Source organism: Peptoniphilus asaccharolyticus DSM 20463 (assembly GCF_900176115.1).
In the GTDB taxonomy this organism is placed as follows: Bacteria; Bacillota; Clostridia; order Tissierellales; family Peptoniphilaceae; genus Peptoniphilus; species Peptoniphilus asaccharolyticus.
Map to the genome: position 1 here is coordinate 81,136 of NZ_FWWR01000009.1, position 12,799 is coordinate 93,934.

Consider the following 12,799-nt stretch of genomic DNA (forward strand, 5'->3'; position numbering starts at 1 on the left):
CTTATGAGTTTTACAATTAAAGAGCAAGATATAACTAAACTTGAAGTTGATGTAATAGTGAATGCGGCAAACACAGAATTGAGACAAGGTAGTGGAGTTTGCGGTGCCATTTTTAAAGCTGCGGGATCAGAGAATTTAAAGATAGCTTGTGATAAGCTTTCACCAATAAAAACAGGAGAGGCGGTAATAACTCCAGGGTTTTCACTAAGTACAAAATATATAATACATACGGCGGGGCCAATTTATAGTAGAGATAAGGAAAAAGCCGAAGATCTCTTAAAAAATTGTTATATAAATTCGCTCAAGCTTGCAAAAGAAAATGGATGTAAGAATATAGCCTTTCCTTTAATTTCAAGTGGAGTGTATGGTTATCCAAAACAAGAAGCTTTTGAAGTGGCAAAGAAAACTATAGAGTCTTTTTTAAAAGACAACGATATGGATGTGATATTGACAATATTCTAAACACTTAAAGATTTTTAAAAAAGTTTGCTAACTTAAATAGAAAAATATAAAATGTGAATTGAAAATAAATAGATTTTTTGTTTTAGTTTTCGGGGGTAGAGTTGAAGAAAGTATTAAAGAGAATAATTGGAGGTGCTATATTTTTAGTTGTAATAGGAAGTTTTATAGCGGGAAATTATTTGGTTGACTACGCACTTGCAAGACAAGGTGATGGCGGAAATAGAAAAGTAAAATCGGTAAAGAAAATTGAAAATCCAATTATAAAGCAAAATAAATTGTTGCAAGAAGAAAAGACAAATGAATTTTTAAATAACAATGAAGTTAAAGAGACCAGTGTAGTAAGTGATGATGGACTTAATCTAAAAGGATATTACTATATAAATAATTCTGATAAGTGGGCGCTAATAATCCATGGCTATAGAGATAATCATGAAGATATGAATGCATACGCTCAAAGATATTTTGAAAAGGGCTATAATGTATTGATGCCGGATTTGAGAGGGAATGGAAATTCTGAGGGCAAGTATATCGGTATGGGCTGTTTAGATAAAGATGATATGAAGTTATGGGTTGATTGGATATTAAAAAACAACTCTAATCCCGAAATTGTAGTTCATGGACTATCCATGGGGGCAGCTACTACTATGATGTTAGCTGGAGAAGAAACTCCTAATAATGTTAAAGTTTTTATAGAAGATGCAGGATTTACTTCTGTGAGAGATATATTTGAGTCTGAATTAAAAGTTAGATTTCATCTACCAAGCTTTCCTATTTTAGATGCTGGAGGCATGGTAAGTAAAGTGAAAGCCGGGTATGCATTTGATGGAGCATCAGCTTTAGAGCAAATTGAAAAGTCAACCAAGCCTGTCATGTTCATCCATGCAACGGATGACAATTTTGTTCCTTTCAGAATGCTTGATGAACTATACAATGCAAAGAAGAAGGGAGCAAAGAAAAAGTTAGTTGCTGAAAATGCCGGCCATACTGAAGCTAAATATGCTTTGGGCGAAGAATATTGGACGGAAGTATTTAACTTTATAGAAGAAAACAAATAATTAGAGGAGCATTATTTAACAGTGCTCCTATTTTATTGGATAAGTTGAAAGAAAAATAATATATGGTATATTTAGATTAAGAGTATTTATAAGCTTATAGCAAACGATTTCTAAGCTGGTTTTTAATAGGAGGGAGTTATGGATAAGATTAAAAATCAAGTGGTTAATTTAAGAGGAAATTTATTTAGAAATAGAAAGAAGTTTCTATTGTGTTTGATATGTCTGGTGGTATGTATTTTTGACATTAACAAATGCTTTGGTAAAACATTATGGGTGTTTAATCCTGTTGGATATTTTAATGAGTCTACATCTTCTGATATTTCAACTATAAATTTGAATATATCTGTTAACGTGAGTAGTGATGTGACAACTCAATCATATACTTGGGATTTGGGTTTTAATATGAAAAATACAGCAAGAATTGGAGAATATTTTGCTATGTTTGTATTTTTGCCAAATAATTTGGATTTAAGTCAAACTACTATACAGGTCGTAGATAATGATCCGATGCTTGCTGATAAGGAAATACAGAAAAAAATCACATTAGATAAATTTTTAGAGAGCACAAATGAAAATCCAGATTGGGATAATATTTCTAATAATATGAATAAGTTTTATAGTTTTAAATATGGAGATTCCAACTTTGAAAAAGCATGGGAAATGGTCTTTAGAGATGTTAAAAATGACGAAGAGAAGACAAAAGACTTTTTAGCAGAAATAGAAAAGTGGAAACAAAACCAAATGTTTGAGTACGGTATTTTTATTGTTACTAGAGCTAATCAAGAAAAGGATAAGAAATTAATAGGTGATAAAAATTGGATTATAGAAGGCAAGTTTAAAGATGAAATATATATGAATGATGAAGAGATACCAATTCTAATTTCTCAAAATAGAGGAAAGAAAAGTGCGAATTATCCAAATGTAACTTTAGAAGGTGCTGTAATGGGACCCCATGATTTAGATAAAGATGGATGTTCTAACTATAGAGAAAAGAATTTCTATCCTTCAAAGAGCGGATATGCTCCAGGATATCAAAATATTTATCCTAAACTACATGATAAATATACAGTTGAATGGAATAAGAATAATGTAAGAGATATTGATCCGGGATTTGAAAAATTAAATATTGCAGGCAAAGAAGTAATTATTTATAGATATGCCATAAATGATGGAGAAGAATTTATAAATTCAGATGATATTTTAAATGCATTAGAAGTACGCTCTAAGAAAATCGAGGATAAGGCACTAAGACCTTTGATAAGAGGCTCGGAGAAAAAAGAAATTGAAGAATATATAAATAAAAGTGGGAATGTTAGATCAAACGAGGGATATTATATTGATGGAGAAGGAAGATTTTATTTGCGCAATATGCCAATTGAAGTGATGGATTTTGTAACGGCTAAAGAGAAAAAGAGTTCAGAGAACATTCCAACATACGTAAGTAAGACAAATGAAAATTCTATTTTAGAAAACTTGAAAATATCTACAAGGTACAAGAGGTTAGATAAAAATATTTTCATATCAGGAATAGATGAGAAGCAAAAATATAGCAATTTAATCAGTGTAGAACCAATAGAATTTAATTTGTATGTCTTGCCAAGAAAAATTGACGCATTTCTAAAAGATAGAAAAACACAAGACAAGGATTCTGAGATATTATATTTTTGGGCAATAGGAGTAGATGTGACTAAGCCTAAGATAGATATAGAGGCTACAAAAACATCATTAAATCTAAAACTAACAGATTTGCATCAAGAAGAGTTTAATAGTCTAACAGCAAATTTAGATGCAAATAAAATAGTGGCAGAAGATAATTATTCGAATACAGATAAATTGACAAAAGAATTTAAGATATTTGAAGAAGATAATGAAGTGAAATTAGAAAATTTTGAAAGAGGAAAGAAATATATTTTAAAGGCTTTTGTAACTGATGAAGCACATAATATTGCTGAAGGGGTCATTGCAGAGATTACAACTGAAAGAGAAAGTTCAGTAAAGCCTACTGTAAGACAAATTAGAAATATAAACAATAACCCTGCGTTAGAAGTTAATGCCCCTAAGGACTCTGATTTGATTATTAAATTAAATGGAGAGATTATAGATAATGAAGCAAAAATAGAGTGGAATGAAGAAACTAAATCTTATGTAGTAGAGCTACCTAATAATATACAAAATGGTGCATTGGTTAGTGTTTCAATAACAGAAAAAGGGAAAAATCCTACAGAAAGTGAGAAAATTTCAATTGATAGAGAACCACCTTCAAAGAAACCTGTAGTAGAAGAAAATGAAACAGGTGATATTAAAATTGAAGTGGAAGATGTATTTGGAGTTTTGATTACAATTAATGGAGAAGAAAAGTTTGTTGAAATTACAAATAAAGACAGATTGCAAGGTTTAACTATACCGATAAACTCAAATAGTAAGCCTATGAATATAGAAGTAAAGTATGCAGATGAATTTTTAAATTATGGAGAAAGTTCTGTCTTAGAGATAATAGATTCAGCGGAGTTAGAACCGTCGATAGAAGTAATAGACTCAGCGGAGTTAGAACCATCGATAGAAGTGAGAGATTCAACTGAATTAATTCCAGCAGAAAGGATTGAGGACAATTTTAGAGATAACATTGCCAGCATAGATTTTAGAGATTTAAAACCTAGTTCAAAAGTTGAAGAAATAAAAGAAACAAAGGAAGCTGAGAAAAAAATACTTTATCCGAAATATGTTTTTGGTTATTCAGATGGAACTGTTAGAGCAGAGGAATTTGTTACAAGAGCGGAAGTTGCAGCTATTATAATTAGACTGAAAGATAAAAACTATGTAGATGAAAAAGACTTGGGTTCAAAATCAAAGTGGTATGACAAATATATAGAAAAGGCTATGGAAAATGGATATATGAGAGGATATCCGGACGGAACTTTCAAGCCGGATAGATATATGACTAGGGCAGAGTTCATCTATGCACTTGGGAAATTACAAAACCTTGGAAGTGAAACTAAAAAGTTTTCAGATATAGATGGACATTGGGCGGAGAATGAAATCGGAAATGCATATTCAAGAGGGATACTGAATGGATATGAAGATGGTTCATTTAAGCCTGAAAATAATATAACCAGAGCAGAAATTATGGCCATCATAAATAGATTGCAAGGCAGAACTTCAAATGAAAATTTAAAGGAAATTAGTTTTAAAGATTTAAAAGGGGATGAGTGGTACTACCAAGATATACAATTGGCAGCTCAAGATATGTAAGATGAATTTTTAATAACCAAGTGAGCTACAATTTGTTATAATTAGATATCGAATTACAACAGAGTTTTGTTAAGATTAAGGAGATAGATATGCCTCAATTGATTTTTAAAGGAGTTAAGCGAGAAGATACAATCAGCTTAAGCGTAAATTTACCGGAGCAATTGTCGGAGCTTACAGGTACACCGATAGACTATTTTACAATTGAAAGACCTATGACAGAATATTTTTCAAATGGAAAAGAATTTGAAATGTATCCTTTGATTGAAGTGATTCAATTTGACAGAGGTCTTGGTCTTGAAAAGAAGATGGCTGATTTAATACAAAGAGAAGTTAAAAAATTTGGCTATTTAGAATGTGAAGTTTATTTTACTCACGTGAGTGAAGATGACTACTATGAATAAAAAACAAAGGTGTTGTTACAGATTCTTCCTGTAACAGCACCTTTTTAAAAATTATCTTATTTTTTTCTAAAGAAATCGGGTTTAGAAATTTTATTCCAGCTTGATTTAAATTTATTTTGAAAATTATTTTGAGACTTTTCTTCTTTTTTAAAATTTTCTTTTTCAACTGTATCTTCAGAATTTTTAAATGGGAATTCGTCATTAGCATAGTCTTTATGTTTTCTTTCAAAGTGAAAATCTAAGTCATCGCCAATTTCTACTTTTTGGAAACCATATTCTACCTTATCAAGTTTGAACTCATTATCAGCAAGAGTTTCTTCGACAGTTTCTTTATCAAAAGATTTTTCTAAATCTAAAATTTCTTCTTTTCCATCTTCAGCACTAAATTCTGTGACAGACTCATAAGATTCTTCGAATGAGGTATCTTTTTCTAAGTTATCTTTTACTTCATCTTTTGCTATATCTTCTTGTAGAGTATTCAAATAATCTTCCGCTTTTATTTTTTCTTCAACAAAAAGTTTTTTGATAGTTTCATCTACATTGGAAGCATTTTTTCTAACTAATTCAGTACGAATTTTGTTTAAAATTTTAATTTTATCCATATTGTATGTATCTAATAGCTTAGTTAGGTCATCTTTAATAATTTCGACAATTGTAGGATTTAATTTTTCATTTGAAATTCCAATAAGTATATCTTCTTTTGAAACTAATTCATTTAATAGTATGGAAGAACTTGATATTACATCACATCTCTCATATAGAATGCCAGTTTTTAAAGCACGTTCTTCAATTGCATTGTTGAGCTCAAAATTAGTAGTGGCAATTAAAAGAAAATCATAGGCAAAGAAAACAAAATTATTGTCTATTTTCATTTCTTTTAAAAATAGCTGTTCGGGATGTTGCTCTTGAAGATTTGATATTTCATTTACAAAGCTTTCAGCGATTACATAAATTTTAAATTCCGTGTTTAGCATCTGTTTTATTTTAGAAAGAGCTAACAGCCCACCACCTAAAATAAGTAAATTTTTATCTTTTGTATCGTAACTAATTGGTAAATATCTCACAAAATCACCTCTTTTATATTTATACCTAAATCCATGAAAAAATATTTATCTTAAGCCTATATTAGCACTATTTTAAATTTATTGAAACATTCTTGTAACATTAATTCTACTAACATGTGGTATAATAACAAAAAAACAGGGGAGGTTTTTTATATGCAAACAAATAAAATTACAAAGGCACTTTCAGTTGGATTATGTGCAGTTGTACTTGCTCCAAGTTTAGTTAGCGCAAAAGAATTTAAAGACGTTGCGAAAAATGGTCCTCATAGTTGGGCTTACGGTTATATAGACGAACTTAGTGATAAAGGAATTATAAATGGTTACCCAAATGGTGAATTCCAACCTAATAATTCTGTGAGCTTAGAAGAAACAGTTGAACTTATAAAGGGACTTTTAAGCCCAAGCGGTTCAGAAATTGCTTCTGCAAGAGCTAAGTACAGAGCTATATTAGAAGATGCAAAAGTTCCTGAATGGGCAAGAGATGCATTTGCAATTGCAATTGAAAACAATGTATTCTCAGAAGCTACAGTTAAAGAAGCAGCATCTAAAGGATTCATTGGCGAAGGAAAAAACAAATTAGTACCAGATAGAAATACAATTGCAGTTTATTTTGCAAGAGCTCTTAAACTATCTGCTACAGGAGATGAAACTTTCCTAAGACATGAAGATAAAAGTTCAATTCCAAGTGCAACAAGAGGATATTTAGCTAACTTAGTAAAAGAAGGCATATTCTCATCAACAGGTTCAGATGGAAGATTTGAAGGAACAAGAAGTATAAGAAGAAGTGAAATGGCAAAAATCACTAAACTTTCTTATGACTATTTAAAATTAAATAAAAATAAAACTCCAGAGCTGGCAAATATTACAGGTAAAATCGTAATAGCTACAAACATTAGCAATGTGGACACAGTTATAATTGAACAAAGCAACAAGTCAACAATTCAATTAAAAGTTAACTCAAACACTAAGATAACAAGCAATGGAACAACACTTAAGTTTACAGACTTAAAACCAGATCAAGAAGTTAAAGTTACTTATCAAAAAGCTGGCAACGAAGCAACTAATAATGTAATTACAACTATTGAAGTTACAAATTCAGCTAAAAACTTAGTTGGATACATCACAAACAGAGCACAAGATGGCTTCACAGCAAAATACAGAACTGATGACGGTAAAGTAGATACTTCTTCAGTAAGCCAAATTTCAACAACAGATACAGCTACATTCACTTTAGCAAATAATGCAAAAGTTTATTCTTTAGGAGTTGAAACAAGAGCAAATCAATTACAAATTGATGATTTAGTGGAATTTAAAACTGATAATTCAGGAAAAGTTTCAGAAGTTGTAGCTTATCCAAGAAATGGTAGAGCAACTGGAGAAATCACAGAAATTTTCTACGGTTCTACATCTTCAAGAGAATATATAAAGCTTAAATTACAAGATGGTAAAACTTATACTTTCTACGGAACTGAATTAAACAGAAATAATCCATTCTATAACAATTCAAGATTATTTGATAACCTTAGAAGAGGAGAAAGAATAACTCTTTCTACAAACTATAAAGTTGTAACAAATGTTGGAAATGACTATAGAAATGGACAAAATCTAACTGGTAGAATAGAAAGAGCTTATGAAGAAAGAAATGGCTTTAGATTAGATATTAGAACTTTCAATAGAACTATAGAAACAGTTTATACAGATAGATATACTGAATATAGAGAAAATGGAGTTGGAAGAACTCAATTGACAACAAGAGACTTTGAAGGTAGAGAAGTTAGCGTAGTTAGAGATAATGGTAGCTATGTTAGAAAACTTGAATTCCTTAGAGAAGGTGCTAATTTTGCTATAAGAGCTAGAGTTGATGGAGTTAGAACAGATGGAGCATTTGGTCAAGCTGGATTAACTTACTTTTTACGTGTAGAAGATTCAAATAATAACTATATGAGAAATGGCGATACATTTGAACTTAGCACAACTTATAACAATGGAAAAGCTATGAATGAAGGTGAAAGAGTAGATGTAATAGGAACAAGACTTTCTAATGGAGAATGGTCTGTTTCAGAAGTTAGATCTGCTTATGATGGTAGAATAATTTATGGCAACTTCTATTCAAGAGGAATTAGATAAAATTAAATATTAATTTTAGCTCCCCAAATTTTGGGGAGTTTTTAAACGTGAAATTTAATGTTAAAATTTTGTATTAACAATATAGAGGTTATATGAATAGAATTAGAGTTGTTGCAGCAGTTATAAAAGAAGAAAACAGATTTTTCATAGCCCAGAGAGGTTACGGAAAGCTTAAAGGCTTTTGGGAATTTCCAGGAGGAAAAGTGGAATCTGGAGAGAGTGATGAAGCTGCACTAAAAAGAGAAATCAGAGAAGAACTTCAATCTGAAATAGAAGTAGAAGAATTGTTGTGTAATATAACACATGACTATGAAGATTTTTCAGTGGATCTCTATATTTATATGGCCAAGCTAATAGATGGAGATTTAAAATTATTAGAACACATGGATTCTAAGTGGGTTAGAATAGATGAATTTGATAAATTTAATTTCTTATCGGGCAATGTTGAAGTAATAGAGAGACTGAGAAAATTTAAATAAACTTAATTTAAAACTATTGTTTGCATTAATTGTAAATATAGCGTAAAATGTATTTAAGAAAGAATTTGGCGGTCGAGTTCAGCTCGGCTGCCTTTTTCAGTTTATGAACGAGAAAGGAAATATTATTGAAATTTAATGAATTATCTCTTTCAGCAGAGATTTTAAAAGCTGTTGAAGAAATGGGCTTCGAAGAAGCAAGCCCTATCCAAGCACAAAGTATCACTCCACTTTTAGAAGGTAGAGACCTTATAGGTCAAGCACAAACAGGTACAGGAAAGACTGCATCTTTTGGTATACCTATGATTGAAATTGTAGAGCCTGAAAATTATGTACAAGGTTTAGTCCTATGTCCTACAAGAGAGCTTACAATACAAGTTGCAAATGAAATAACAAAACTTGCAAAATATAAAAAGGGAATACACGTTGTGCCAATATATGGTGGAACAAACTTTGATAGACAAAGAGTTGCACTAAAAAATGATGCTCAAATAGTTGTCGGAACTCCAGGCCGTATTATGGACCATTTGCGTAGAAGAACTTTAAAACTAGGCGATTTAAAGATTGCAGTTTTAGACGAAGCAGATGAGATGTTTGACATGGGCTTTAGAGATGACATGAAAACTATATTTGACCAAACAAACAGAGAAAAACAAACTTGTTTCTTCTCAGCTACAATGGGCAAAGAAATAACAGAGTTTTCAAAAATTTATCAAAACAATCCTGAGGTTATCAAAGTTAAGCACAAAGAGCTTACAGTAGAAAACATCACACAATACTATCTTGAAATGTCAGAAGTAATGAAGACAGAAATTTTAAGCCGTATAGTGGATATTTACAATCCTAAACTATCAATAGTATTCTGTAATACAAAGAGAAAAGTTGATAAATTGGTTGAAGAACTTTCATCACGTGGTTATAGAGCGGACGGGCTTCATGGAGATTTAAAACAAAACCAACGTGATCAAGTTATGAAGAAGTTTAGACAATCTAACATAGAAATATTGGTTGCGACAGACGTTGCAGCAAGAGGTATAGATGTTGGAAATGTTGATGTTGTAATAAACTTTGATATTCCTCAAGATGAAGAATACTATGTACACAGAATAGGTCGTACAGCAAGAGCCGGCAGAACAGGTCGTGCATTCTCGTTTGTTGTTGGAAGAGATATTTACAAACTACAAGATATAATGCGTTATACAAAAGCTAAAATGGAATATATGGAGCTTCCAACAATTTCAGATATGGATGCAAGACAATTTGATAGACTTATCGAAATAGTTGAAGAGAAGATGGAAAGAAAACCGGACATCTCTAAATACCTACCGATAATTGATGGACTTTTAGCTAGAGAGTATGGAGCAGTTGAAATTGCAGCGCTACTTCTTAAAATGGTTGATGAACAAGAAAATCAAAGAAACCACCAAAGACTTGACCAAGTTGATTATGGTCAAAAATATAAGTGGTCTGGTAAGGGCGGTTCCAAAAAAGGTAAAGGCTCTAACAACTACAACAGAAACAATAACAACAAAAATAGAAATAAGAATGGTAAGAAATCTAATAACTATAAAGATTTCAAAAAAGGCAACAAAAAAAGACATTCAAATTAATTTTAAACTGTGTGATGAGCACAGTTTTTTTGTTGCAAAATAAAAAATTTTGTTATACTAGTAAAAATAAATTTAGGGGTGAAATATGAATATAAGAAGAGTTAATTTAGATGATACAAAAACTTGCTTGCAATATATAGTCCGTACGTTCTAGAAACGTCCATAAGTTTTGAATATGAACCACCAACAGAAGCTGAATTTAGAAATAGAATAGAGAGCATATCTAGCAAATATCCTTACATAGTTGCGGAAGTTGATGGGGGAATAGTTGGCTATGCATACGCAAATGTATTTAAGAGCAGAGCGGCTTATGATAAATCTGTTGAAACTTCAATTTATCTAAAAAAGAATAATAGAAAAAATGAAATAGGAAGAAAACTCTATGAGAAACTAGAAAAACTTTTGATAGAACAGGGAATAGTGAATATGTGCGCTTGTATAACTACGGCAGATGAAAAAGATTCAAAGAGCGATGGAGCAAGTATTGAATTTCATAAGAAAATGGGATTTGAATTTGTTGGAGAGTTTAAACACATAGGATATAAGTTTGGAAAAAGGTATGGAATTGTGTGGGTTCAAAAGACTATTGGAGAAATTAGATAAAACTATTTTTAGGGTATAAATTAACTAAATTATAATGTGCAGGAGGATAAAATGGTTAAGAAAATCTTTTTAGGGTTGGCAGTGGTCGTAGTTGCTATAATAGCTTTTTTTATAATTTCTCTTAGACCAACTCCAAAATATATGAGAAATAATACGGTTGATGGTGTAAAAGTGGATGTAAGACTTAGCACTGACGAGAGAATACCAATAGTAAAGACATTTACACAAGAGGAATTTTCAAAGAAAGATGAAGCTGATTTAGAGAAGTTAAATGATTTTCTAAACGGCAGAATAGAAGGGGATATTCCAACCATTCATTTAGAAAAAGATAAAAATATGTATCTTTTATTTAATAAAGATGGAAAAGTTATAGAACCTGATGAAACTCCTAAGATAACCATTGTATCTAAACCATCTTATTTAGATATTCAAGATGGTGAGAGAGTAATCGAAGGGAAACTGACAAAGCTTGACACTGGATATATCTATGAAATGAATAGATACAGAACTCAATTTGAAAAATATTTTATGGAGTCAAATCTGGTAACCGTGAACTTTGCCATAGATGGAGAAAAGTTTGTAACAGTTTTTTATGCTACAACTAACAATGCCATTGAAGGAACAGACTTTTTTGAAAATGAGACATTAGAAAATCCAATACCTGCACAAAATTAAAGGAGAAGAATATGTGGTTTTTTAAATCTGTTCCCTCTGTAACTTGGGACGAGATAGAAGATGATGGGATTATAGTTGACGTAAGAGAACCTTATGAGTTCAAAGTTGGACACGCACCTAAGGCGAAGAATGTACCTCTTTCTCAAATTCAAAATTTTGAATCGAAAAAGAAAATTTATTTAGTGTGTGCAAGTGGAGCGAGAAGTAAAAGAGCAGCAATCTATTTACAGAAAAAGGGAATGGACGCTGTGAACGTAAAGGGTGGAATGATGACCTATAGAGGATAGAAAGTGTATCATAAGATGCACTTTTTATTTTTGCTAAATAGTTGGTGGCTGTGTATAATTTTAATAATATTAAAAATAATTTTTAAATAGAGAGGTGAAATATGACAAAGGGATTAGTTTACGTAGCAGATGATGAAAAAGATATAAGAGAGTTGATAAAAAGTTTCTTAGAAGAAGCAGGACATACTGTAAAGATTTTTGAAAATGGAGATTTGCTCTTTGAAGAGTTTAAAATACAAGAGCCGGATTTAATAATTTTAGATGTTATGATGCCTGGAACTGATGGATTTGCTATGACAAACAAAATTAGAGAAATATCCGAGGTTCCGATATTGCTTTTGACTGCCAAAGATACAGACATGGATTACATAGCCGGATTTACTGCCGGATGTGATGATTATTTTACAAAACCATTTTCACTTATAAAATTGATGATGAGAGTAAATGCTATTTTAAAACGTGAGAACAAATTGAAAAAAGACACCGACGACCTCGTGTTTGGAGATATAATTTTATCTCAACAACTGAAAAAGTGTGAAATAAATGGAGTGGAATTAAACCTTACAAAAACAGAGCATAGCTTGTTGACATATTTGATTGATAAAAAAGATTCTGCTGTGTCTAGAGAGGAACTTTTAAATGACATTTGGGGTTATAGCGCATCGGTTGAGACAAGAGTAACAGACGACACAATAAAGAGGCTCAGAAAAAAATTAAAAGATAGTGGAAGTGAAGTCCAAATTGAAACTGTGTGGGGATTTGGATTCAGGCTTAAGTTGGCGGAATAGAT

12 protein-coding genes are annotated in these 12,799 nt (G+C 31.3%); 11 read left to right on the top strand and 1 reads right to left on the bottom strand.

Translation table 11 applies throughout. The features are described from left to right. Positions 1-3: 3 nt before the first annotated feature. From B8869_RS01010 to B8869_RS01025, 4 genes are all read left to right on the top strand, one after another. Positions 4-462, top strand: a complete 459-nt coding sequence (locus B8869_RS01010) for a macro domain-containing protein (RefSeq protein ID WP_084229910.1) — start codon at positions 4-6, stop codon at positions 460-462. Positions 463-563: 101 nt separating this feature from the next. Next, positions 564-1,517: an alpha/beta hydrolase gene (locus B8869_RS01015; RefSeq protein WP_084229911.1), complete on the top strand. Its 954-nt coding sequence runs from the start codon at positions 564-566 to the stop codon at positions 1,515-1,517. Positions 1,518-1,655: 138 nt separating this feature from the next. Beyond that, a complete protein-coding gene (locus B8869_RS01020) occupies positions 1,656-4,766 on the top strand; it encodes an S-layer homology domain-containing protein (RefSeq protein ID WP_084229912.1) in 3,111 nt (1,036 codons plus the stop codon). Positions 4,767-4,855: 89 nt separating this feature from the next. Next, a complete protein-coding gene (locus tag B8869_RS01025; RefSeq protein WP_084229913.1) occupies positions 4,856-5,167 on the top strand; it encodes a DUF1904 family protein in 312 nt (103 codons plus the stop codon). 56 nt (positions 5,168-5,223) lie between these two features. Here the strand turns inward: B8869_RS01025 and B8869_RS01030 are convergent, their stop codons facing one another. Next, positions 5,224-6,231, bottom strand: coding sequence for an NAD(P)-dependent oxidoreductase (locus tag B8869_RS01030; RefSeq protein WP_084229914.1), 1,008 nt, complete (start codon positions 6,229-6,231; stop codon positions 5,224-5,226). Between the two features lie 153 nt (positions 6,232-6,384). Between B8869_RS01030 and B8869_RS01035 the strand changes: the two genes are divergently transcribed. The 7 genes from B8869_RS01035 to B8869_RS01065 all read left to right on the top strand — a co-directional run bounded on the left by B8869_RS01035 (position 6,385) and on the right by B8869_RS01065 (position 12,797). Next, positions 6,385-8,358: an S-layer homology domain-containing protein gene (locus tag B8869_RS01035; protein ID WP_159445218.1), complete on the top strand. Its 1,974-nt coding sequence runs from the start codon at positions 6,385-6,387 to the stop codon at positions 8,356-8,358. A 92-nt stretch (positions 8,359-8,450) separates the two neighbouring features. Continuing rightward, positions 8,451-8,837, top strand: coding sequence for a (deoxy)nucleoside triphosphate pyrophosphohydrolase (locus B8869_RS01040; RefSeq protein ID WP_084229916.1), 387 nt, complete (start codon positions 8,451-8,453; stop codon positions 8,835-8,837). Between the two features lie 125 nt (positions 8,838-8,962). Further along, positions 8,963-10,444, top strand: coding sequence for a DEAD/DEAH box helicase (locus B8869_RS01045; protein WP_234989708.1), 1,482 nt, complete (start codon positions 8,963-8,965; stop codon positions 10,442-10,444). Between the two features lie 123 nt (positions 10,445-10,567). After that, positions 10,568-11,047 carry a GNAT family N-acetyltransferase gene (locus B8869_RS01050; protein ID WP_084229917.1) on the top strand — a complete coding sequence of 160 codons (480 nt, stop codon included), beginning with the start codon at positions 10,568-10,570 and terminating at the stop codon, positions 11,045-11,047. A gap of 51 nt (positions 11,048-11,098) precedes the next feature. Further along, positions 11,099-11,722, top strand: a complete 624-nt coding sequence (locus B8869_RS01055) for a hypothetical protein (RefSeq protein WP_084229918.1) — start codon at positions 11,099-11,101, stop codon at positions 11,720-11,722. A gap of 11 nt (positions 11,723-11,733) precedes the next feature. Then, positions 11,734-12,009, top strand: coding sequence for a rhodanese-like domain-containing protein (locus tag B8869_RS01060; RefSeq protein WP_084229919.1), 276 nt, complete (start codon positions 11,734-11,736; stop codon positions 12,007-12,009). Between the two features lie 101 nt (positions 12,010-12,110). Then, positions 12,111-12,797 carry a response regulator transcription factor gene (locus B8869_RS01065; protein WP_084229920.1) on the top strand — a complete coding sequence of 229 codons (687 nt, stop codon included), beginning with the start codon at positions 12,111-12,113 and terminating at the stop codon, positions 12,795-12,797. The last annotated feature ends 2 nt before the right edge of the window (positions 12,798-12,799 follow it).